Raw genomic sequence first — 21,403 nt, 5'->3', positions numbered from 1 at the left:
GACGGCGGCTGCGGTCTTCGGTTCCGCCTAGCGGACCCCGGCCTCCTCGTTTTCAGCCGGATCTGCCTTCGGATTTTCGGCGGACAGCGTGACCCGGGCGCCATCGCGGGCAGCGGCCCCGCGCCCGGGCCGGCCGGGCTTGCCGGGCCACCAAAGCCGCGGGCCGATGTCGTAGGCCAGCGCGGGCACCAGCAGCGAGCGGACCAGCACCGTGTCCAGCAGGACGCCGAACGCGACGATGAAGGCGAGCTGGACCAGGAACATGATCGGGATGACGCCGAGGGCCGCGAAGGTGGCCGCCAGGACCACCCCGGCAGAGGTGATGACCCCGCCTGTCACTACGAGGCCGCGCAGGATGCCGGCTCGGGTGCCGTGCTTGAGGGATTCTTCCCGGACCCGGCTCATCAGGAAGATGTTGTAGTCGACGCCCAGTGCCACGAGGAAGACGAAGCCGAACAGGGGCACCGTCGCGTCCGCGCCCGGGAAGCCGAAGACATTGTTGAACACGAAGGCGGAGACGCCCATCGCCGCGGCATAGGACAGGACCACGGAGGCGACCAGCAGGACCGGCGCGAGCACCGAGCGCAGCAGCAGCATGAGAATGACCAGGATGACGCCCAAGACCACCGGGATGATGGTGACGAGGTCGCGCTGGGCAGTGGTGTTGGTATCCAGCGCCGTGGCCGTCACACCGCCGACCAGCACACCGCTGTCTATCTTCTTCAGGTCCTGGCGGAGCGACACCACGGCGTTTTCGGCCTCAGCGGAGTCCGCGGCGTGGTTCAGCGTCGCGTTGATCAGGACCTTCCCGTCCCTGATTGCGGGGGCAGCCGGCGCGCCCGGGGCGCCGGTGATGACCGGGGCGCCGCCTTCGGCCAGCAGATAGGCGTCTCCGACGCCGTCGCTGGTCTGCAGCTTCGCCAGAACGTCCTGGGCGTTTGCCTCGTCGGCCACGATCACCGCAGGGCTGCCGGACCCGGCGTCGAAGTGCCGGCCCAGGGCATCCTGCCCGTCGACGGCATTGGAGGCGGTGAGGATGACGTCGGTCTGGGCGACGCCGTTGGCTTTAAGCTGCAGGAGGCCGGTAGCGGCTACCAGGAGCAGCAGCACCGAGGCGACCCAGACCGTGCGCGGCCGGCGGGATACGAGCGAACCGGTGGCCCGCCAGAGTCCCTTCTGGCCCTCGAGGCCGGTGACCAGTTCCGGTTCCCGATCGGTTTCCGGGAGCAGCTTGGGCCGGAACGGCCAGAACGCGGCCCGGCCCAGCAGTGCCATCAGGGCCGGCAGCAGGGTCAGGGCGGCGAAGAGCGCGCAGAGGATGCCCGCCGCCGCCACCGGGCCGAGGGCCTTGTTGGAGTTGAGGTCGGAGAACAGCAGGCAGAGCAGCGCGATGATTACCGTAGCGCCGGAGGCCAGGATCGGTTCCCAGGCCGCCTTCCATGCGGTGACGGCGGCGGCCGTCCGGTTGGTGGTGTGGGTCAGGGCTTCGCGGAACCGGGCCACATACAGCAGTGCGTAGTCGGTGGCTGCGCCGATCACCAGGATGGACAGGATGCCCTGGCTCTGGCCGTTCAACTGGATCCAGCCGGCCTTGGCCATGCCGAACACCAGCAGGATCGCGGCGCACAGCGCGAAGACCGAGGTGAACAGCACCATGACGGGCAGCAGCAGGGAGCGGTAGACAATCAGCAGGATCAGGAACACGGCGCCCAGGGCCACGAGCAGCAGGATGCCGTCAATGCCGGCAAAGGCACTCACAAGGTCCGCGGTGAGCCCGGCCGGTCCGGTGACGAAGGTCTGCATTCCGGCCGGCGCGGACGCCCGGACCTCGTTGCGCAGTTCTTTGACCACCGTTTTCACTTCCGCCGAGGAAGCAATGGGCACCACGAACTGGACTGCCTTGGCGTCCTCGGAGGGGATGGGACCGATCACCGTACTCCCGGCTTGCAGGGCCTCCAGCTTGCCTTTGAGGGCCGCGGTCTCGCGGAGCTGGTCCGGAGTGAAAGCGGAGTCACTCTCAACCACGATCACTGCCGGGATCTCCTTGGAGTCCCTGAACTTGGCCTGCCAGTCCGCGGCCTCGGTGGCCTCGGCTCCGGCGGGAAGGAACGATGCCTGGTCATTGGATGACACCTCGCTCAGGCGGCCGAATGTAGGGCCGCCGACGCCGGCGATGGCCAGCCAGGCCAGGACGAGCACTGCGGGGACCAGCCAGCGCAGCCAGAACGGGACACGGGTCGCCGCGGACGAAGTCGTTTTCATGTTTCCTTCCAGGGTGCGCCTCGGAGTGGGAGCAGAGATCAACTCCATAGTAGACTATCTCCATCATAGAGATAACCCATTGGCCGGGGCACCGGAGGAGAATAGAGACAGCCTGCGTCAGGCCGCTGCGCAGACCCTGCAGTAGACTCCCGAAGGCGCCGTCGACAGCGCCGACCTGCCGCGGTCAGACCGCGGGGGCAGGATCAAGGGACGAAGGAGGTCCGCCGTGTCAGCCGAATCCCCGGGCCTATCCGAAAACGCAGGCCTATCCGAAGACGCGGCCTCGCCCAGGAACACAGTCCCGCCCGAAGCCGCCGGTCCGCCGCCCCTCGTCCGGCTCCTGCAGGAATTCACCCTCGAAGCCAACCGCTATGTGGACTCCGCCGGCGGCCGCAATGACATGCACCGCACGGACCTCAACGCCCTCGCCGTCATCATGCGGCACGCGGCGCGGGACCAGATTGTCACTCCAGGGGTGCTGAGGAAAGAGCTGAACCTCAGCTCCCCGGCCACCACCGCACTGATCGACCGGCTCCACAGTTCCGGCCACGTGGTCCGTGAGCGCGAGGGCGCGGACCGCCGCCAGGTGCAGCTGCGCATGACGCCCAAGGCCTACCGGGACGGCGGCGCAATGTTCCTGCCGCTGGCCCGCCACATGGGTGCAGCCATGGCGAACTTCACGCCGGAGGAACTGGAGATCGTCACCCGGTTCATGAACTCCATGATCGATGCCACTGTCCGGGCGGGCGAGGAAGCGGCCCGCGGCCCAGGGCAGGAGCAAGCGCCGGGGCAGCGCCCCGGCTGACCCGCGGCCCGGACGTCACGGATGGGCGGCGGTTTCCGGCCGGCGACCGGGGAGCGACTCCGCCAGTGCCGAAGCCGCCGTTTCCGGCAGCGTTTCCTGTTCTGAGGTCCCGCCAAAGCGCCTGCCGACGCCGACGGCGGCCGCTGCCAGTGCCAGCGGAACCCCCAGCGCCCAGCCGCTGAAGATCAGGACGGCCACCATGACCCCGGCCGCCACGATCACGCCGTACCAGGCAACGGTCCGCGGCTGCAGCAGCCGGATGCCGGCCGCCAGCCCAAACGCGGTGACGGCCGTGAAACACGCCGAGGCCGCGCCGATCTGGAACTGCATGTCGGTGAGTCCGGCGACGGCGGCAGCGAAGGACAGCAAGGTCAGGACGGCCAGAGTTGCCAGGCTTGCGGCGGGTACCTGTCCCCGCCCGGCACCGCGTGCAAGGGCGGGCGGCAGCACGCCGTCGGACGCCAGGGCAGCCCCGAGCCGGCTGGCCCCGGCCACGAAGGTGTTGATGGGGCCGAACGTCAAAACCGCCGCCGCAACCGCGGTGAGCGGGGCCGCCAATGAGCCCAGCCCTTTCTCCAGCAACGCCGCGACGGGCACCGCAGTAGCGGGCAGTTCCGGGCCGAGGACGGCCACCGAGGCGGCGACAACGCCAATGTAGACCGCGCCCACCACAATCAGCGTGAGCCACGTGGCCCGTCGGAGATCGCGCCCGGGGTTCCGGAACTCACCGGCCAGGTGCGAGACGGCTTCCCAGCCGGCGAAGCAGAAGAACAGCAGACTCGCGGCACCGCCGACCGCCCAGTAGCCGTGCGGGGCGAAGGGCTGGAAATTTTCCGCTTTGGCGTGTGGTGCCGCGAGCACGACGGCGAGCGCGAGCAGTGCCACCAGCAGCACCATGAGCGCCAGTTGCATGCGGCTGGAAACCCTGATGCCGACGGCGTTGCTCGCGAAGGCGGCCAGCAGGATCACCGCCGCCGCGAGGACTGCGGTGTCCCGGCCGCCGCCGACGGCGTGGGCGATGTAGTTGCCGCCGATCACGGCCGTAGCCGGGGCGCCGAAGGGGATCGAAAAGAAGAAGAGGTACCCGGCCACCACCGAGGCGCGGCGACCAAAGGCACGCTTGACGAAGTGGGCGATCCCTCCGGCGTCGGGCTGCTGGCGGCTCATTTCGGCGAAGCTGAAGGCAACGGGAATGCAGAACACCAGCAGGACGGCCCAGGCCAGGAGCGACGCCGGGCCGGCCTCCTTGGCTGCGATGGCGGGAAGCACCAGGACACCCGAGCCCAGGATCGCGCCGACATAGATTCCGGTGGCCCGGAACAGGCCCAGTCCGCTGCCGGCGCCGCTGGCACTGCCGCTGTTGCTGTTGCTGTTGCTGTTGCTGTTGCTGTTGCTGATCTTCACTCCTCCATTCATCCGTAGAATCGCCTGCGCCGGAAGCGGCAAAACTGACGGCCACCCGCAAAAAACTGCCTGCGGGCGCGCGCCTGCTGACCCGCAGTTGGGGATCCATCCTTTTCCGGGCGCGGGAGGGTAGCGTTCCATTATGAGTGCGCAGCAGCCTGACGATGTTTACACGCACGGCCACCACGAGTCGGTGGTCCGTGCCCATGCCTCCCGCACGGCGGAGAACTCGGCAGCGTTCGTGCTCCCGCATCTGATGCCCGGGACCTCCGTCCTCGACGTCGGCTGCGGCCCGGGCAGCATCACCTGCGACTTCGCGGAGCTGGTGGCGCCGGGCATGGTCACGGGCCTGGACCGCTCCCCCGACATCATCGCCCAGGCCGCGGCCCTCGCCGTCGAGCGGGGCGTGGACAACGTCGGCTTTGCCGCGGGCAACATCTACGACCTCGACTTCCCGGACGAATCTTTCGACGTCGTCCACGCCCATCAGGTCCTCCAGCACCTCACGGACCCGGTCGCGGCGCTGCGGGAGATGCGGCGGGCGGCCAAGGCCGGCGGGATAGTGGCGGTGCGCGATGCCGACTTCCACGGCATGAGCTGGTACCCGGCCATCCCCGAGCTCGACGACTGGATGGAGCTCTACCAGCGGATCGCAAGACGCAATGGTGCCGAGCCCGACGCCGGCCGCCGGCTCGTGTCCTGGGCGCAGGCCGCCGGCTTCACGGATGTGGCGCCGTCCAGCAGCAACTGGCTCTACGCCACCGGGCATGAGCGGCGCTGGCAGGCCCGGGTGTGGGGCGAGCGGGTGCTGCATTCGTCCTTTGCCGACCAGGCGCTTGAGTACGGCCTGGCCAGTGAGGCGGACCTGGCCCGGATTTCCGCGGGCTGGCATCGGTGGGGCTCCACCGACGACGGCTGGTTCCTGATTCCCAACGGCGAGGTCATCGCCCGGGCGTGAGCGGCGGCCAGCGGTCACAGCACCGGCACAGCCCGCCGAAAGTGCAGCCATAACTCCGCGCCTGAGGCTGGCTACAGGCCGAATCCTCGGCCGGCCCGGAAGCCCGGGCCCCAGCAAAGGAGTTTCACGCGCGCCACCGTCCTGCTGGATTGCGAACTTCACGGTGACCGCAACCCAGGAAGGCCAGGGCGGACCCGGCGGCGGCCATGGCGGCCCCGGCGGCGGCCATGGCGGCCCCGGGGACACCGCCACGGATGGCTACACGTCCAACGGCTAACCCTTGGCGGGTCTTGGGCGCGCTCCTTGCACGCCCAAGGCCCGCGATGCTGGCGGCTCGGCTGGCCTCCGGGGCGTTCGCCGTCGAGTTGCCTGCAGCCATTCCCTGCTTCCGGGTCTGCGGATAGGGTGCATTAGATATCTGCACTGGAGACCCACGGCAAGGAGAAACCCATGCGCAAATTGACGGCCGGCCTTTTCTGCTCTGTGGACGGCGTGGTTGAAGACCCGTTCAAGTGGCAATTCGACAGCTTCGACCAAGAGCTCGGTGCCGGGATGGGCGAGATGATGGGCCGGATCGACACTGCGCTCCTCGGCCGCGTGGGCTATCAGCAATGGGCAGAATACTGGCCCAACGCCGAAAGCGACGCGGACTTTGCCGGATTCATCAATCCGCTGCCGAAATTTGTCGCGTCCCGGACCCTGACAGGCGGGCTGGAATGGCAAAATTCACGCCTGATCGAGGGGCCGCTGGAAGACTTCGTCGCGGCCCTGAAGAACAGCGACGGCGGCGAAATCGGGATCTTCAGCAGCATTTCGCTGGTCCACCAGTTACTGTTCGCCGGGCTGCTCGACACCTTGATGCTGATCGTCCATCCCGTGATCGCCGGCAGCGGGCGGCGGCTGTTCAACGACGGCGATGCCCTCACCCGGCTGGAGCTGCAGTCGTCCCAGCAGACCAGCAAAGGCAACATGATTCTCAGCTACGGCCTCCGCCGCGACTGACTCCCGTCATCAATCGGACCCGCCACGGCCGGGACCGTAAACTTACCTGGTGCAACCCTCCCTTTGGCTGGCCCTGGCCGGCGCCGGCGTCCTGATCAGCTTCACTCCCGGCGCGGGCGCCATCAACACCATGAGCAACTCCCTGAACTCGGGATTCCGTCGGTCCCTTTGGGGCATCCTGGGCCAGCAGGCCGCCCTCGTGGTGCACATCCTGATCGTGGCCCTCGGCGTCGGGGTGCTCGTGGCGAGCTCACCGGTTGCCTTCAACGTGATCCGCTACGCCGGCGCCGCCTACCTGGTCTACCTGGGCATCCGGCAGTTCCTGCACAAGCCGGACCTGGATCAGGAGAAGGCCGCGGCCCTGCACAACGAGCCGGGCCTGTCCATGTTCCGCCGTGGCCTCTGGGTCAATCTGCTCAACCCCAAAGCCGTGGTCTTCTTCCTGGCCTTCATGCCGCAGTTCATCCGGCCGGAGCAGCCGCTGCTGCCGCAGTACGTGGTCCTGGCCGCCACCGTGATTGTGATCGACGTCCTGGTCATGTGGTTTTTCTTCGCGGCTGCTGCCCGGTCCTTCCACCGCTTCACCCGCGACGCCCGCGGACAGAAGGTCCTGAACCGGACCTTCGGCGGGCTCTTCGTCGGCGTCGGCGTCCTGCTGGCCGCAATCCACTAGCCCCCGGGGGCGGCCGCCGTCCCCGCTCCCCTGTCAGACGTGGCCGGGCGCCAGTTTCCGAAGGTCCGCTTTCCGGATCTTGCCGCTCGCCGTCCGGGGCATCTCGTCCACGAAGACGACGGACTTGGGGATCTTGTACCTCGCCAGCCGGCCCTCCAGGTGGGAGCGCAGCTGCTCTTCCGTGAGCCGGGCGCCCTCCCGCAGCAGCACCACGGCCCGCGGCACCTCGCCCCATTTCTCGTCCGGCACCCCGATCACCGCGACGCTTCCGACGGCGTCGAGCTCGGCGATCGCCTGCTCCACCTCGGCGGGATATATGTTCTCACCGCCGGAAATGATCATGTCCTTGAGCCGGTCGGAGATGAACACGAAACCGTCCGGATCCTTGTAGCCCATGTCGCCGGACTTGAACCAGCCGTCCCCTGTGTAGGAGTCCGACGAGGCCTCGGGCCGGTTCCAGTACTGGTGGATGACGTTGGGACCCTTGATCTGGATCTCCCCCACCGTTCCGGGCGCAGCGGGCCCGGACGCCGGGTCGAGGGGATCGGCCACCCGGACATCGGTGAAGAAATGCGGCAGTCCGGAGGACCCGGCCTTGTCCCGGGACCTCGCCGCCGGCAGCGTGGTGGCGCCCGGGGCCGTCTCGGTCATGCCGTAGCCGTTGGAGAAGCGCAACCCCCTCCGCTCGTAGGCTTCCAGGACCCGCATCGGCACCGCGGACCCGCCGCAGGTCAGTTTGTTCAACGAGCTGAGGTCCGTGGCGTCCCAGTCCGGGTGCTCGCACAGCATCTGGTACGTCGTGGGCACCCCGCTGATGGTGGTTGCGTGGTGCTGCTGGACCAGCTCGAGCGTCCGGCGGGGATCGAACTTGGCCTCCAATATCACGGTGCCGCCTTTGAGGAGCGTGGGCAGGACGCCCATGTCCAGGGAGGCGACGTGGAACATCGGGGAGATCATGAGGGCCACGTCGGTGGAGGCAAAGTCGAAATCGACCAGAACGTTGACGCAGTTCCACGTGATGTTGCCGTGGGTCAGGAGCGCGCCTTTGGGGTTTCCGGTGGTTCCGGAGGTGTAGAGGATCATGGCGGCGTCGTCCAGGCCCACGGGCTCGTCCGGCGCCAGCGCCGCACCGGACTCAATGACGGCCTCATACGCCTCCACGGCGGTTCCCCGGCCAGCACCGCCGTCGGGAACCGTCGAATCGGGCAGCGTTGAATCGGGAACTGTTTTGGCTGGCACCGTCGACTCGTCGACGACGATCCGCGAACCCACAGCGGTCTCCGCCGAGCCGCGTTCCGCAAGCACCGCGAGCGCCGCCGAGTGGACCAGCAGGACAGCGCCGCTGTCCCGGAGCTGGAACTGGATCTCGGGCGGGGCAAGCCGGGTGTTCAGCGGGACGAAGACCGCCCCGGCCAGGCCGGCGGCAAAGAGGGTCTCCAGGAAGGAGGGATCGTTTTCGCCCAGGTAGGCCACCCTGTCGCCCTTGACTACGCCGCGGTCCCGGAAGGCGTTCGCGAGCCGGGCGGAACGGTCCGCGAGCTCGATGTAGCTGAGACTGCGTTCCCCGGCGATGATTGCGGTCTTGGTGCCCGACTTCGGGCGGCGCCGTTGCAGCCACGAGCCGATGCCAAAATTCTCCACGGAAAATCCTTTCTAGTTAGACGGTAGCGCCAGCGGGCCGGGTTAGGACCGGACAGCCTGCAGATCGTTGTTCTTGGGCTCTCGAGTCAGCAGGATGAAGACGATCGACACGACCGACATGATGGCCAGGTACCAGACCACGGCGGCGGTGTCCTGTCCGGAGTCCTTGAAGATCTGCGCCACGATGCCCGGCGTGAATCCCGCGCCGAGGAGCGTGGCGAGCTGGTAGCCCAGCGAGGCGCCGGTGTAGCGCGAGGTGGTGCCGAACTGCTCGGACACGAACGCTGCGAGCGGGCCGAACAGGGTGGAATGGATCATGAGGCCCACGGCGAAGGCCACGAAGATCAGCCCAATGTTGTTGGAGGACAGGAGCTGGAACATCGGTGTGAGGTAAAGGATGAAGAGCACCAGGCCGCCGACCATGACGGGCCGCCGGCCCAGCTTGTCGGAGAGCCGGCCGCCCATGATCACGAAGGCGATGGACACGAAGGAGGCGGCCGCGAAGGCGTAGAGCACGCCCTGCCGGTCCGCGCCCTTGGACACGGCGTAGGTCACGGAGAACGTGGCCAGCACCACCTGGAGGGCAAACCCGGCCGCGCCGGCCAGCATGGTGAAGATCAGGGTCTTGGGCCGGCGCAGGACCTGCAGGAGCGGAATCTCCCGGCGCGCCGACGCGCTGCCCGGCACCGTCGGCTGGGTGTTGTCCCGTTCGGCTTGTTCCCGTTCGGCTTTCTCTTGTTCCAGTGCCGCCTTGAAGATGGGGCTTTCGGAGACCTTGAGCCGGACGAACATGCCGATGCCCAGCAGGACGAAGGACAGCAGGAAGGGCACGCGCCAGCCCCAGGCCAGGAACTGCTCGTTGGGCAGGGCCGCGAACGCGCCCATGACCAGGGTGCCCAGCACCGCGCCGGTGGGGGCGCCGGCGTTGACGAACGAGGCCGCGAAGCCGCGTTTGCCCGATTCCGAGTGTTCCAGCGCCATGAGGGCGGCGCCGCCCCACTCCCCTCCGACGGCAATGCCCTGGCAGACCCGAAGGAACACGAGCATCACGGCACCCCAGGCTCCGGCCACCGCGGCCCCGGGCACCAGTCCGATCAGGGTGGAGGCGATGCCCATGACCAGCATCGAGACAATCAGCATGTTCTTGCGTCCCAGCCGGTCGCCGAAGTGGCCGAAGATGATGCCGCCGAGGGGCCGCGCCACGTAGCCGGCGGCGAACGTCCCGTACGCGGCCACCACCCCCACCCATTCGTCCGCGCCGGAGAAGAACACCTTGGGAAAGACCACCGCGGCGGCCGTGGCGTAGAGCAGGAAGTCGTAGTACTCGATGGTGCTGCCGAGATAGCTGGAGGCGATGACGGTCCGTGCTTCACGGCGACGCGTACCCGCGTCCATGGCCTGCAACTGCGAAATTTGGGACATCGTTGTTCCTTATGGCAGAGGGGGATGGTGAAGGGGTGTGGCGGATTATTTGTAGAAGCGGGCGAGGAACTCGGCCACGACGGCCGGGCGTTCCTGGCCTTCGATCTCGATCGTGTTGGCGACCTTGATCTGGGCGCCCCCCTTGACCTCGGTGACTTCCGCGATGCTGGCCCGCATGCGGATGCGTGAACCCACCTTGACGGGGGAGGTGAAGCGGACCTTGTCGAGGCCGTAGTTGATCTTGGTGGTGACGCCGTCGACGTCGAACAGCTCGCCCCAGAACGGGATGATGAGCGAGAGCGTGAGGAAGCCGTGGGCGATCGGGGCGCCGAAGGGGCCGTCCTTGGCGCGTTCCGGGTCCACGTGGATCCACTGGTCGTCGCCCGTGGCGTCGGCGAACTTGTTGATCTGTTCCTGGGTGATTTCGCGGTAGTCGGTGGCGCCGAGGTCGGTGCCGGCGAGGGTGAGGAGTTTGTCGAAGTCGACGACGAGGTTGGGCATCTTTGGCTCCTGGAGCGGTTGGGTTTGGTTGTACGCGGAACGCCGTCAGCGGGTAAAGAGCGTCAGCGGGTATAGAGCGTCAGTGGGTGAAGGCGCTGTGGCCGGTGAGGGCCCGGCCGACGATCAGGGCGTTGATCTCGTGGGTCCCCTCGTAGGAGTAGACGGCTTCGGCATCGGCATGGAACCGTGCGACGTCGGCCGCGAGCGTGATGCCGTTGCCGCCCACCACTTCGCGGGCCAGCGCCACGGTCTCGCGCATCAGCAGGGAGGTCTGCATCTTGGCCAGGGCCGAGTCCTGGTCCCGGTAGATGCCTTTCTCCTGCTGTTCAGTCAGCCGGACCACCAGGGACAGCGCCGAGGTGACGTTGCCGAGCATCCGGGCGAGCTTTTCCTGGACGAGCTGGAAGGACGCGAGCGGGCGGCCGAACTGCCGGCGCCCGGAGACGTAGCGCAGGGCGGCTTCGAAAGCTCCGGCCGCGATGCCGGCTGCGATCCACGCGACGTCCGAGCGCATGGCCCGCAGCATCGCCGCCACGTCCCGGAACGAGTTCACGTTGTGGAGCCGCCTGGCCTCGGGGACGCGGACGCCGTCGAGGGTGATGTGGGCGTTCTGCATCATCCGCAGCGCGGTCTTGCCGTGGATCTTCTCCAGGGTCACGCCGTCCGCCTCGCGGTCCACGAGGAAAGCCTTGACCTGGCCGTCGGCGACGTCGCGGGCGAAGACGGCCAGGACGTCGGCCGTTGCCGCGCCGCCGATCCAGCGCTTGGCGCCGTCCAGGACCCAGTTTTCGCCGTCCGGGCCAGCCTCACGCCCCTTTTCCCTGCGGGCCGTCGTCGCGAGTCCGCCGGCGATGTCGGAGCCGGATTCCGGCTCGGTCAGCGAGAAGACGCCCTTGAGCGAGAAGTCGATGACCCTGGGCATCCAGTCGGCCTGCTGTTCCGCGGAGGCGCCGACCCGGATGGCGGTCCGGAACAGCCCGGCCTGGGCCGTGTACCAGGTGGCCAGTGAGGCGTCCGTGCGGGCGAGTTCGAAGATCCGGAAGCCCTGGTAGATGCCCCGGGCCGGTGTCTGACCCGCACCCGGGACGCCGGTCAGTTCCGCCGGTTCCATGAGGTCCAGATCGATCAGCGGCCGGGTGAGCTGGTCCGGGAACTCGCCGCGCTCCCAGTAGTCGGCCAGGAGCGGGCGGGCCTGGGTGTCCAGGAACTCCCGCAGCCGCCCCAGCACTTTCCGCTCCCCGCCGGTGAGGAGGGACTCGGCGTCGTAGTAGTCGCAGACGCTGTAGAGGCGCTCCTGGGCTGTTGTCTGGGGCGCGGTTTCGACGGGCACCTCAGCCACCGAGCCCGAGCAGGCGGACGGCGTTGTGCTTGAGGATCTTGGGCCGGACCTCGTCCTTCAGCGGCAGGTCCGCGAAGGCGCCCAGCCATTTCTGCGGGGTGATGAGCGGGAAGTCGGTGCCGAACAGGACCTTGTCCTGCAGGACCGAGTTGGCCATCCGGACCAGGGACTCCGGGAAGTACTTCGGGGACCAGCCGGAGAGGTCGATGAACACGTTGGCCTTGTGCGTGGCGATCGAGTTGGCCTCGTCCTGCCACGGCACCGAGGGGTGGGCCATGATGATTTGCAGCTCCGGGAAGTCCGCGGCCACGGCGTCGAGCAGGAGCGGGTTGGAGTAGGCCAGTTTGATGCCGTATCCGCCCGGGAGCCCGGCGCCCATGCCGTTCTGTCCCGTGTGGAAGATGGCCGGCAGGCCCAGTTCCTGCAGGGTTTCCCAGAGCGGGTAGAACTGCTCGTTGGAGGGGTCGAAGCCCTGCAGGCTCGGGTGGAACTTGAACCCGCGCGCGCCGAGGTCGATTGCCTGGTGCTTGGCGCCCTGGATCGCCTCGGCGCCGGTGCGGGGGTCCACGCTCCCGAAGGGGATCAGGACGTCGTTGTTCCGCGCCGCCCCGGCAATGAGGTCCGGGATGCTGTTGGGCTCGTGCTTGAGCTGGGTCCGGGCGTCGACGGTGAAGACGACGGCGGCCATGTTCAGTTCGCGGTAGATCTCGGCGATCCGGTCCAGCGAAGGGCTGCGGTCCTCGGCCTTGAAGTACTTGGCGGAGGCCTCGGTCAGGGCCGCCGGCAGGGACTCGTGGCCGTGGCCGTCCACTTCGAGGTGGACGTGCATGTCGATCGCATCGAGTGAGGCGGCGTCGATGCCGGGTTCGTAGCGCCGGGCAGCCATCTCAGCGGACCTCGGCCGGTTCGGGCTGCAGTTCCGCCGGCAGCGGCAGGAAGTCCTCGCCCACGCTTTGCAGCTTGTCCCCGAAGAGCGCGCCGAAGTTGTCCACGAGATCCTGGTAGCCCCAGCCGCCCTCGCGGTATTCGGTGGCGGCGGCGTCGGGGTGGGTCCAGAGTTGCAGCCGGTCACCGCCCGCTCCGATTGCCTGGCCGGTGACGCCGGCGGCAGCGTCGGAGGCCAGGAAGGCCACCAGCCCGGCGACGTCGCCGGCCGTGCCAAACCCGAGGTCGTGGCGGAAGAAGGCCGGCATCGTCTCGCCGCGCTCGTCGGCCTCGACGGCCTTCTGGAAGTACGGGACGGTCTTGGTCATGGCGGTGGCGGCCACGGGAATGACGGCGTTGGCGGTGACGCCGGCTTTCTTCATTTCCAGCGCCCAGGTGCGCACCATGCCCACGATTCCGGCTTTCGCGGCGGCGTAGTTGGTCTGGCCGAAGTTGCCGCGCTGGCCTGTCGGGGAGCCGATGGTGATGATGCGGCCGGGAATGCCGTGCTCCTTGAAGTAGCCGAAGGCCTCCCGGGCGCAGGTGAAGGTGCCGCGCAGGTGGACGTTGATCACGGCGTCGAAGTCCTCGTCCGTCATCTTCTGCAGGCTCTTGTCCCGCAGGATGCCGGCGTTGGTGACCAGGATGTCCAGCCTGCCGAACTCGGTGACGGCTGCCTGCACGAGCTTCTTGGCGACGTCGGAGCTGCCCACCGGGGCGACGACGGCGGCTGCGCGGCCGCCGTCGGACTGAATCGTCCGGACAGCGTCGGCGGCGACCTCGGCGTCCACATCGTTGACGACGACGGCGGCGCCCTGGCGGGCCAGTTCCCGGGCGTAGGCCAGGCCGAGGCCCCGTCCGCTTCCGGTGACGATTGCTACTTTTCCTGACAGGCTCATTGCCGCTCCTTTGCTAGCTGCCTTGTGCATCCGGCCCCGCGGCGTGGGATGCTGTTCTGTATCCATGAAAATATGGATAGTTGAAAAAGTCAACGATTTATTTTTTGGACTATTGGAGTTGGGCATGGCGACCGAAGTTGACGACGGGCCGGGCACCGAGCCGGCGGAGAAGCTCACGGCGGCAACCATCAGCCTGGACGCGGGCTTCCTGCTGGCCAAGCTGCATGCCGGCGGGTCGGTCCTGAACAACCGCGCCCTGGCCGCGTTCGATCTCAAGGAGCGCTCCTATTCGGTGCTCGCCCTGGCCAACAGCGGGCTGGAACCAACCCAGCGGGAGATGGCCGAGTTCCTCAGCCTGGACCCGAGCCAGATTGTGGCCCTGATCGACGAGCTGGAGAAGCGCGGGCTGGTGATCCGGGCGCCCGGGAAGCTGGACCGGCGCGCCAAGATTGTTTCCTCGACGCCGGAGGGGGAAGCCCTCTTCCGGCGGGCCGAGGCCGCGGCGCGGGACGCGGAATCTCACGCCCTGGCCGGCCTCAGTGCCCCGGAGATCGCGACACTCAAGGGATTGCTCCGCAAGGCGCTATGGGGGCCGGCGGCCTGATCGCGGCCGCTCAAGCAATGAGGGAATACCCTTGGGGCAGGAGGGAGCCATGACCGTTCGCAGCGCCGGCCTTCTGCTGTACCGGCTAAGGAGTGCATCCCCGCCCGGCGGGGCGCCGCCATCCGGCAGCACACCGCAGCTTGAGGTCTGGATAGCCCACATGGGCGGACCGTTCTGGGCCCGCAAGGACGCCCGCGGCTGGTCCATCCCCAAGGGGGAATACCTCGCCGAGGAGGACCCCCTGGCGGCCGCGCACCGCGAGTTCGCGGAGGAAATCGGCACACCGGCACCCGCCGCCGACTACCACCGGCTCGGCGACTTCCGCCAGCCCTCCGGCAAGATCATCACGGTCTTCACGGCGGAAGCGGACTTCCAGCCCGAACGCATCGTGAGCAACACCTTCGAGCAGGAGTGGCCGAGGGGATCCGGCACAATCGGAAGCTTCCCCGAGATCGACCGCGCGGAATGGACCGCCGGGCCCGCAGCCCGGTCCAGGCTGGTCAAGGGCCAGCTGCCGGTCCTGGACGCGCTGGTCCGGCACCTAGGGCTGGACCCGGCCGCACCCGGACCCGGGCATGACAACAAGTAAAAGCCAGTTGACATTTTTTGTAATGTTTCGCGGCGGCCAGCTAGCCAAGAGGCCCGGGATCGTTCATGCTTAGCTATGACCTCAATGTCGAGCCAGTACCGGATCATCGCGGTCTGCACCGGAAACATCTGCCGGTCCCCGATGGCGGAACTTATGCTGGCGGAGGCATTCCGGGCCGAGCGCCTCACGGGGGCCGTGGTCGATTCCGCCGGCACCACCGCGTATGAGGCCGGCCGGCCCATCGATCCCCGGGCAGCGCGCAAACTCACGGCGCAGAACATCGCTTCGGACCGCCACGTGGCGCGCGAATGGCGGCCCGAATGGTTCGCGAGCCGGGATCTGATCCTGGCCCTCGACGTCGACCACTACGGCTGGCTCCGGCAGGCAGCACCGGACCGGGACTCCCTGGCCAAGATCCGCATGCTCCGCAGCTTCGACCCCGCCGTGGCGGACAAGGACCCGCTGGAGCAGGGCATCGAGGACCCGTGGTACGGCGGCCACACCGACTTCGACACCACCTGGAACCTCATCCGGGCCTCCCTTCCGGGGATTGTGCAGCACGTACGCACCGAGCTTGAGCGGCAGGACGGGCAACATCACGGCAGTGATCAACCCAATGCACAGCAGCCGGTACGCTCTATTTCATGAGCCCCGCACCCGTCATCATCGCAATCGACGGGCGCTCCGGCTCCGGCAAGACCACCCTGGCCATCGAACTGGCGGCGCGGTTGAGGGAGCACCACAAGGTCTCGCTCTTCCACCTCGAGGACATCTATCCCGGCTGGAACGGGCTGGCGGCGGGGATCGAACGCTACGTCAGCACCGTGCTTTCGCCCTTGCGGCGCGGGGAGAACGCGGAATGGGTCAGCTGGGACTGGGCACGGCACTACGACGGCGAGGCCCGCACCACACGCCCGGCCGAAATCGTCCTGGTGGAGGGCGTCGGTGCCGGCGCGGCGGCCGCAGTGCCCCTGCTGGACGCCGTGATCTGGGCGGACTCCTCCGACGCGGACCGCCGGGCCCGGGCGCTGGCCCGGGACGGCGACACCTACGAACCGTTTTGGGACCAGTGGGCTGCGCAGGAAGCGGAGTGGCTGGCGGCCGATGACGTCCCGGCCCGCGCTGATGTGCACGTGCTCAACCTGGCGGACGGCACCGCCCCGGACGACGTCCTGCAAGCCCTTCAGTACCTTCCCGCCGTCGCCCCCGCCCTGCTGCCCGAACTCGCCGCCCGGCGCGGGCTGCAGTTGCTGGCGGAACGGGTCGAGGCCCGGCCCGAGGCCGGGCAGCTGTTTGCGGCGCTCTTTGGCGGTTCACCCAACGCCGTGTGGCTCGACTCCTCCCTGGACCCGGCAGGACTGGCCCCGGAGGCCGCGGAGCGGAGCCGCTTCAGCATTTTGGCGGACGACGGCGGCCGCTTCGGCCAGGCCGTCCGGCACAGTTCCGGACGGACCCGCGTCAGCACGGGCCAGGCCACCGTGACCACCGATGGCCCGTTCTTCCGCTGGCTCGACGGCGTGTGGGGCAGCCGCGCGCTCCGCGCACCTGAGGCCTACCCGTGCGAGTTCACCCTGGGCTGGCTCGGGTACCTCGGCTACGAGCTCAAGCGCGAAACCGGCGGGAACGACGTCACCGCCACCACCCCGGACGCCTGCCTGATCTTCGCCGGCCGTGCCGTGGTCCTTGACCATGCCGAGGGCACAGCCTGGCTGCTGACCCTGGACTCACCCGACGCCGGGGACTGGCTTGAGGCGGCACGCACGGCCGTCACCGCGGCCGCGCCGGCGCCCGGGGCCGCGCACGCCTCCCCGGCCCAGCGTGTCAGCGCCCCGCAACCCACCGCCCCGCAAACCACCGCCCCGCGCTTCGCCGCCCGGGACACGGAAGCCGGCTACAAGGCGAAGGTCACCGAGGCCCAGCGTGAGATCGCGGAAGGAAACACCTACGAGGTCTGCCTGACCACGGTGCTCACGGCTGCCTCGCCCGCGGGGCCTCAGGGCGTGGATCCGTGGCCGGCCTACCTGGACCTGCGGCGCCGGAACCCGGCCCCGTTCGCCAGCTTCCTGCGGTTCGGCGGGCTCGCCGTGGCGAGCACGTCGCCGGAGCGGTTCCTGCAGATTGCCGCGGACGGCAGGATGCGGGCCGAGCCGATCAAGGGCACGCGCCGCCGGGACACAGACCCAGGCACGGATGCCGCGCTGCGCGAGGAACTGGAATCTTCGGCCAAGGACCGGGCGGAAAACATCATGATCGTGGACCTGTTGCGCAACGACTTGAGCCATTTCGCCGTCCCGGGTTCGGTGGCCGTCAGCCGGCTGTGCGCGATCGAGAGCTACGCCACCGTGCACCAGATGGTGAGCACCATCGATGCCCGGCTGCGGCCCGGGATGCCGCGGGCCGAGGCGGTCGCGGCCTGTTTCCCCGCGGGTTCGATGACCGGCGCCCCGAAGGTCAGCACCATGGCCATCCTGGACCGGCTGGAGGCCGCGCCGCGCGGCGTGTACTCCGGGGCGATCGGCTACTTCTCCCTGAACGGGGCCGCCGATCTCGCCGTGGCAATCCGGACCCTCGTGGTCAGCGCCCCCGGCGAGGGTGCCGCGGAACTGAGTCTCGGCGTCGGCGGCGCTGTCACCGCCGACTCGACCCCGCAGGAGGAGTACGAGGAAATCCGGACCAAAGCGTTCGGTGTCCTCTCGGCGCTCGGCGCCGGCTTTCCCACGGGCTGAGTCGGCTGTCCCGCCGCCCCCGGCTACTGCAGGGTGGCCGTCAGCCGCGCGACGTTGTCCACGTATTTGACGCCCATCGGACGTTTCATCCAGTCCTCGAGCGTAAGTTCGCGCGAAATGCCCCGGTAGGTGTCCTCCACGGCGCTGATCCGCCGCACGATGTCCTCCCCTAGGAGCATCACGGAGACCTCCAGGTTCAGCGAGAAGGAGCGCATGTCCATGTTGCTGGAACCCAGCACGGCAACGTCGTCGTCGATCGTGAAGTGCTTGGCGTGCAGCACGAAGGGGGCCTTGTAGAGGTAGATCCGCACCCCGGCTTCAAGCAGCGCCTCATAGTAGGACTGCTGGGCGTGGTGGACCAGGAACTGGTCGCCCTTTTCCGAGACGAAGAGTTCGACGTCGACGCCGCGCTGCGCCGCCGTCGTCACCGCATACAGCAGCGAGTCATCCGGGACGAAGTACGGGCTGCAGATCGAGATCTTGCGCTGAGCCGAGTAAATCAGCGTGTTGAAGAGCCGCAGATTGTTTTCGGTGATGAAGCCGGGGCCGCTGGGCACCACCTGGGCGGTGATGTTGCCGGCGTGCAGTTCGGGCCGGTGCGAGAGCTGTTCCTCAATGGATTCGTCGGTCTCGCTGAGCCAGTCCGTGGCGAAGACGACGTTGAGCGTGGTGACGATCGGTCCACGCAGGCAGGCCATCAGCTCGACCCATTCACGGCCGATCTTGCGGTGCTTGGGGTTGTTGTAGGAGGGCTCGATCAGGTTCTGCGATCCGGTGAAGGCGATCTCGCCGTCGATCACCATGATCTTGCGGTGGTTGCGCAGGTCCGGTCGGCGCCACTGCCCCTGCAGCGGGTTGAGCGGCAGCATGGGCCGCCAGCGGATCTTGCTGGCCTTGAGCCGGGCGATCAGCTTGCGATAGCCCTTGATGCGAAGCGTGCCAAGGTGATCGAACAGGACACGGACCTCGACGCCGCGCTCGGCGGCCTCTTCCAGCGCGGTCAGCAGATCGTCCGTGACGTGGTCCGAGCTCATGATGTAGAACTCGGCGTTGACGAAGGACTTTGCGCCGCGGACCGCCGCGGCCATCGCCTTGATGGAGTCGGGGTAGCCGGGCAGCAGCTCCACTTGGTTACCGTCCACCATCGGCAGCGAGCCCAGCGTCTTGTTCAGTTCCGCGGCGGAAGCCACCCATTCGGGTCCGGCGTAGCGGCTTTCCAGCATCGCCAGTTCCGAGGTCCCGGCGCGCACTCGGGTATTGACCGCGTCCTGCTGCGCGCGGCGCTTGCGGGAGAGCCGGAAGTTGCCGAACAGCAGGAACAGGAGCAGGCCGATGGTCGGCACGATGAAGATGCCCAGCAGCCACGCCATCGCGGTGGTGGGCCGCCGGTTTCCGGGGATGATGCCCAGTGCCAGCACCCGGATGGCGAAGTCGATCACCGTCAAAATCAGAATCGCCCAGGACGGTAAAGTCTCCGCCAGCGGAAATGGCCACAGCACAGGCGAACCCCTCAACGTACAAGCCACGCGGAACAGTTCCGAACGGGCAGTGACCAAATCCTATCCCGCGACCACCGAGACTAAGCTTTAGCCATGACCACTCCTGCCCCTGTTCCTGCGCCCGCGACCGTTCTGGTCTTCCTCGACCCGGCGTTCGACGGCGGCCGCGTTGCCGACGCGTCGCAGCCGCAGCTGATGGCCACGGACCTGGGCGCCACCCGCGGCGACGGCGTTTTCGAATCCCTCCTGGCCGTCGGCGGCCGGCCCCGCAAGATCCAGGCGCACCTGACCCGGCTGGCGGGCTCGGCCCGGCTTCTGGAGCTGGACATCCCCGCCGAGGATGCATGGCGGCGGGCGGTGGAAACCGCCATCCGCGAGTTCCGCGGGCAGGACCCCGCCGCGGCTGCAGCGGGCGGCGCGGAGCAGGACGAGGTGGTGGTGAAGCTGATTGTCACCCGCGGGCCGGAGGGCGCGGCTGCCCCCACGTGCTGGGTCCAGGCCTCCGCCCCGGCCGCCGCGGGACGACGGCAGCGCGAGACCGGGATCGACGTCATCCTGCTCGACCGCGGCTACGACAGTGAAGTTGGCGAGCGCGCCCCGTGGCTCCTGCTCGGCGCCAAGACCCTTTCCTACGCCGTGAACATGGCGGCACTGCGCTACGCCCACCGGCAGGGCGCCGACGACGTCATCTTCACGTCCGCGGACGGCAGGGTGCTGGAGGGTCCGACGTCGACCGTTCTGCTGGCCCACCTGGAAACCTCGGACGACGGCGCCGGCGGAGTCCGCACCGTCCGGCGGCTCATCACGCCCCAGCTGGACAGCGGCATCCTGCCCGGCACTTCACAGGGCGCCCTGTTCACCGCTGCCAAGGCCGCCGGCTGGGAGCTGGGCTACGGCCCGCTGGAGCCGAAGGACCTGCTGGACGCCGACGCGGTCTGGCTGATCTCCAGCATCCGGCTCCTGGCCCCGGTGAACCACATCGACGGGCAGGAAATCGGCACCCCGGAACTCCGGCGCCAGCTCACTGCCGAACTCAACGCCCTCTTCGCGACCATCGAATAGCAACGCTCACCCCAGGGCGTCCGCGGGCACTGCCGGGCACCGGCGGAACGAGGCCGGGTTGAACGCCGGGAGCATGAACGTTGCGAGCACGGCGTCGAGCATTTCCGGGGCCCAGGTGCTGTTCTCCCCCAGGGTCGCGCAGACACCCAGCACCACGGGCGTTCCGTCGGTGCGGCGGCGGATCTGGACCTGGACCGGCCCGGCCAGCCCGAGCGTGCGGACGGCGGCCAGGCCCAGCTTGCGCACATCCCCTGCCTGGTTCGCCGGCACCCTGCGGCTGACCTCGTCGCTGCCGGCGCGTCCATACGGAGTCCTGGTCTTCTCGAGGACCACCGCCACCGGCGCCATCGCGTTGCGTGCCGGAGTGCCGAACACCAGGCACACATAGTCGGCGCCCGGGATAAATTCCTGGACCAGTTGCCCCGCCGGCATGTTCTTCCAGCTAACGGAGTCGGTTCCGGCCAGCAGGTGGACACCATGGGAGCCTTTGAAGACCCGCGGCTTGACCACCACGGGGCCGCTGAGGCCGGCGAGGGATGCCGGCGCGGCGGCGAGGTCGCCCGGAACCGCGAACCGGGGCACCGGGATGCCGGCGGCTTGCAGCGCCCAGGTGGTGAACAGGTGGTCGTTGGCGAGGGCCACCGCGGCTGGGTCGGCCACGATGATCCGCACGTCCTGGGCGAATCCGGCGCGGGCCGCGGCCAGGAGCGGGAGCTCCACGGTGAGGGTCGGAATGATGACGTTGATGGCTTCGCGGTCCACCACCCGGCGCAGGTCCAGGACCATGTCCGGGTTCGTAGCCGGCAGGAGCCTGACCGCGGCGGCGGGAGCCTCCCCGGCCTGGCGGGTGTCGGCGCGGGCGTCGGTGCCGAGGTACGGGAGGCCCCGGGCTTCGAGCTGGGCCGCGACGGCCCGTCCGGCGGCGCTTGTAATCCCGGTAACGAGTATGCGCGGGCCCACGATTGCTCCATTCCGCCGTCACCGGCCGGACCGCGGCTGCGGCTCCGACCGTTCCAGCCACCGATTCCCAGACAGCTTGTTGATGGACAGACGAGTCGATTCCGGGACTGCTCGATTCACACATTGCTCGAAT

The 21,403-nt window shown here is 68.5% G+C and carries 19 protein-coding genes; 9 read left to right on the top strand and 10 right to left on the bottom strand.

Annotated features, from left to right (window positions below):
- Positions 1 to 27: 27 nt before the first annotated feature.
- Positions 28 to 2,262 carry an MMPL family transporter gene (locus AC1DRO_RS18685; RefSeq protein WP_476951977.1) on the bottom strand — a complete coding sequence of 745 codons (2,235 nt, stop codon included), beginning with the start codon at positions 2,260 to 2,262 and terminating at the stop codon, positions 28 to 30.
- A gap of 226 nt (positions 2,263 to 2,488) precedes the next feature.
- Between AC1DRO_RS18685 and AC1DRO_RS18680 the strand changes: the two genes are divergently transcribed.
- Entirely contained in the window at positions 2,489 to 3,067 is a 579-nt protein-coding gene (locus tag AC1DRO_RS18680; RefSeq protein WP_476951976.1) for a MarR family winged helix-turn-helix transcriptional regulator, read from the top strand.
- Between the two features lie 15 nt (positions 3,068 to 3,082).
- Here the strand turns inward: AC1DRO_RS18680 and AC1DRO_RS18675 are convergent, their stop codons facing one another.
- On the bottom strand, positions 3,083 to 4,471 hold the full coding sequence (locus AC1DRO_RS18675) for an APC family permease (RefSeq protein WP_476951975.1): 1,389 nt from the start codon (positions 4,469 to 4,471) through the stop codon (positions 3,083 to 3,085).
- Between the two features lie 142 nt (positions 4,472 to 4,613).
- On the opposite strand from AC1DRO_RS18675, the gene AC1DRO_RS18670 reads away from it, so the two are divergent.
- The 3 genes from AC1DRO_RS18670 to AC1DRO_RS18660 all read left to right on the top strand — a co-directional run bounded on the left by AC1DRO_RS18670 (position 4,614) and on the right by AC1DRO_RS18660 (position 7,104).
- Positions 4,614 to 5,429 (top strand): methyltransferase domain-containing protein, encoded by an 816-nt coding sequence (locus AC1DRO_RS18670; protein ID WP_028275419.1) that lies wholly within the window; start codon positions 4,614 to 4,616, stop codon positions 5,427 to 5,429.
- A 450-nt stretch (positions 5,430 to 5,879) separates the two neighbouring features.
- On the top strand, positions 5,880 to 6,431 hold the full coding sequence (locus AC1DRO_RS18665; RefSeq protein ID WP_476951974.1) for a dihydrofolate reductase family protein: 552 nt from the start codon (positions 5,880 to 5,882) through the stop codon (positions 6,429 to 6,431).
- A gap of 49 nt (positions 6,432 to 6,480) precedes the next feature.
- The gene (locus AC1DRO_RS18660) at positions 6,481 to 7,104 is read left to right on the top strand and encodes a LysE family transporter (RefSeq protein ID WP_476951973.1); all 624 of its coding nucleotides are present in this window, start codon (positions 6,481 to 6,483) and stop codon (positions 7,102 to 7,104) included.
- 33 nt (positions 7,105 to 7,137) lie between these two features.
- Here the strand turns inward: AC1DRO_RS18660 and AC1DRO_RS18655 are convergent, their stop codons facing one another.
- The 6 genes from AC1DRO_RS18655 to AC1DRO_RS18630 all read right to left on the bottom strand — a co-directional run bounded on the left by AC1DRO_RS18655 (position 7,138) and on the right by AC1DRO_RS18630 (position 13,830).
- On the bottom strand, positions 7,138 to 8,745 hold the full coding sequence (locus tag AC1DRO_RS18655; protein ID WP_476951972.1) for an acyl-CoA synthetase: 1,608 nt from the start codon (positions 8,743 to 8,745) through the stop codon (positions 7,138 to 7,140).
- Positions 8,746 to 8,787: 42 nt separating this feature from the next.
- On the bottom strand, positions 8,788 to 10,167 hold the full coding sequence (locus AC1DRO_RS18650) for an MFS transporter (protein ID WP_476951971.1): 1,380 nt from the start codon (positions 10,165 to 10,167) through the stop codon (positions 8,788 to 8,790).
- Positions 10,168 to 10,212: 45 nt separating this feature from the next.
- The gene (locus AC1DRO_RS18645) at positions 10,213 to 10,668 is read right to left on the bottom strand and encodes a MaoC family dehydratase (RefSeq protein ID WP_476951970.1); all 456 of its coding nucleotides are present in this window, start codon (positions 10,666 to 10,668) and stop codon (positions 10,213 to 10,215) included.
- Positions 10,669 to 10,747: 79 nt separating this feature from the next.
- A complete protein-coding gene (locus AC1DRO_RS18640) occupies positions 10,748 to 12,007 on the bottom strand; it encodes an acyl-CoA dehydrogenase family protein (RefSeq protein WP_476951969.1) in 1,260 nt (419 codons plus the stop codon).
- A complete protein-coding gene (locus AC1DRO_RS18635) occupies positions 12,000 to 12,893 on the bottom strand; it encodes an amidohydrolase family protein (RefSeq protein ID WP_476951968.1) in 894 nt (297 codons plus the stop codon). Before AC1DRO_RS18635 ends, AC1DRO_RS18640 begins: the two co-directional genes overlap by 8 nt.
- Before the next feature lies 1 nt (position 12,894).
- Positions 12,895 to 13,830, bottom strand: a complete 936-nt coding sequence (locus tag AC1DRO_RS18630; RefSeq protein WP_476951967.1) for an SDR family NAD(P)-dependent oxidoreductase — start codon at positions 13,828 to 13,830, stop codon at positions 12,895 to 12,897.
- Between the two features lie 124 nt (positions 13,831 to 13,954).
- Between AC1DRO_RS18630 and AC1DRO_RS18625 the strand changes: the two genes are divergently transcribed.
- The 4 genes from AC1DRO_RS18625 (at position 13,955) to pabB (ending at position 17,749) form a co-directional block, all read left to right on the top strand.
- The gene (locus AC1DRO_RS18625) at positions 13,955 to 14,434 is read left to right on the top strand and encodes a MarR family winged helix-turn-helix transcriptional regulator (protein ID WP_476951966.1); all 480 of its coding nucleotides are present in this window, start codon (positions 13,955 to 13,957) and stop codon (positions 14,432 to 14,434) included.
- A 49-nt stretch (positions 14,435 to 14,483) separates the two neighbouring features.
- Positions 14,484 to 15,023, top strand: a complete 540-nt coding sequence (locus AC1DRO_RS18620) for an NUDIX hydrolase (RefSeq protein ID WP_476951965.1) — start codon at positions 14,484 to 14,486, stop codon at positions 15,021 to 15,023.
- A 75-nt stretch (positions 15,024 to 15,098) separates the two neighbouring features.
- Entirely contained in the window at positions 15,099 to 15,671 is a 573-nt protein-coding gene (locus tag AC1DRO_RS18615) for a low molecular weight protein-tyrosine-phosphatase (RefSeq protein WP_476951964.1), read from the top strand.
- A complete protein-coding gene (gene pabB, locus AC1DRO_RS18610; protein ID WP_476951963.1) occupies positions 15,668 to 17,749 on the top strand; it encodes an aminodeoxychorismate synthase component I in 2,082 nt (693 codons plus the stop codon). Before AC1DRO_RS18615 ends, pabB begins: the two co-directional genes overlap by 4 nt.
- Positions 17,750 to 17,772: 23 nt before the next feature.
- Here the strand turns inward: pabB and cls are convergent, their stop codons facing one another.
- Complete coding sequence (gene cls, locus AC1DRO_RS18605; RefSeq protein WP_476951962.1) at positions 17,773 to 19,248, bottom strand: cardiolipin synthase; 1,476 nt, start codon at positions 19,246 to 19,248, stop codon at positions 17,773 to 17,775.
- 93 nt (positions 19,249 to 19,341) lie between these two features.
- Between cls and AC1DRO_RS18600 the strand changes: the two genes are divergently transcribed.
- On the top strand, positions 19,342 to 20,310 hold the full coding sequence (locus AC1DRO_RS18600) for an aminodeoxychorismate lyase (protein WP_476951961.1): 969 nt from the start codon (positions 19,342 to 19,344) through the stop codon (positions 20,308 to 20,310).
- 6 nt (positions 20,311 to 20,316) lie between these two features.
- On the opposite strand, the gene AC1DRO_RS18595 is transcribed toward AC1DRO_RS18600, so the two are convergent.
- A complete protein-coding gene (locus AC1DRO_RS18595) occupies positions 20,317 to 21,270 on the bottom strand; it encodes an ATP-grasp domain-containing protein (protein WP_476951960.1) in 954 nt (317 codons plus the stop codon).
- Between the last annotated feature and the right edge of the window lie 133 nt (positions 21,271 to 21,403).

The sequence above is a fragment of the Arthrobacter sp. P4_F11 genome, from assembly GCF_056401395.1.
Note: the sequence above shows the minus strand (reverse complement) of the source record. Positions and strands in the feature narration are given on the sequence as shown.

Excerpts from the sequence above, each read along its gene's own strand:
- AC1DRO_RS18635 (WP_476951968.1), bottom strand. The coding sequence starts at position 12,893 with ATGGCTGCCCGGCGCTACGAACCCGGCATCGACGCCGCCTCACTCGAT.
- AC1DRO_RS18645 (WP_476951970.1), bottom strand. The coding sequence starts at position 10,668 with ATGCCCAACCTCGTCGTCGACTTCGACAAACTCCTCACCCTCGCCGGC.
- AC1DRO_RS18620 (WP_476951965.1), top strand. The coding sequence starts at position 14,484 with ATGACCGTTCGCAGCGCCGGCCTTCTGCTGTACCGGCTAAGGAGTGCA.
- AC1DRO_RS18650 (WP_476951971.1), bottom strand. The coding sequence starts at position 10,167 with ATGTCCCAAATTTCGCAGTTGCAGGCCATGGACGCGGGTACGCGTCGC.
- AC1DRO_RS18615 (WP_476951964.1), top strand. The coding sequence starts at position 15,099 with ATGACCTCAATGTCGAGCCAGTACCGGATCATCGCGGTCTGCACCGGA.
- pabB (WP_476951963.1), top strand. The coding sequence starts at position 15,668 with ATGAGCCCCGCACCCGTCATCATCGCAATCGACGGGCGCTCCGGCTCC.
- AC1DRO_RS18625 (WP_476951966.1), top strand. The coding sequence starts at position 13,955 with ATGGCGACCGAAGTTGACGACGGGCCGGGCACCGAGCCGGCGGAGAAG.
- AC1DRO_RS18685 (WP_476951977.1), bottom strand. The coding sequence starts at position 2,262 with ATGAAAACGACTTCGTCCGCGGCGACCCGTGTCCCGTTCTGGCTGCGC.
- AC1DRO_RS18600 (WP_476951961.1), top strand. The coding sequence starts at position 19,342 with ATGACCACTCCTGCCCCTGTTCCTGCGCCCGCGACCGTTCTGGTCTTC.
- AC1DRO_RS18670 (WP_028275419.1), top strand. The coding sequence starts at position 4,614 with ATGAGTGCGCAGCAGCCTGACGATGTTTACACGCACGGCCACCACGAG.
- AC1DRO_RS18630 (WP_476951967.1), bottom strand. The coding sequence starts at position 13,830 with ATGAGCCTGTCAGGAAAAGTAGCAATCGTCACCGGAAGCGGACGGGGC.
- AC1DRO_RS18665 (WP_476951974.1), top strand. The coding sequence starts at position 5,880 with ATGCGCAAATTGACGGCCGGCCTTTTCTGCTCTGTGGACGGCGTGGTT.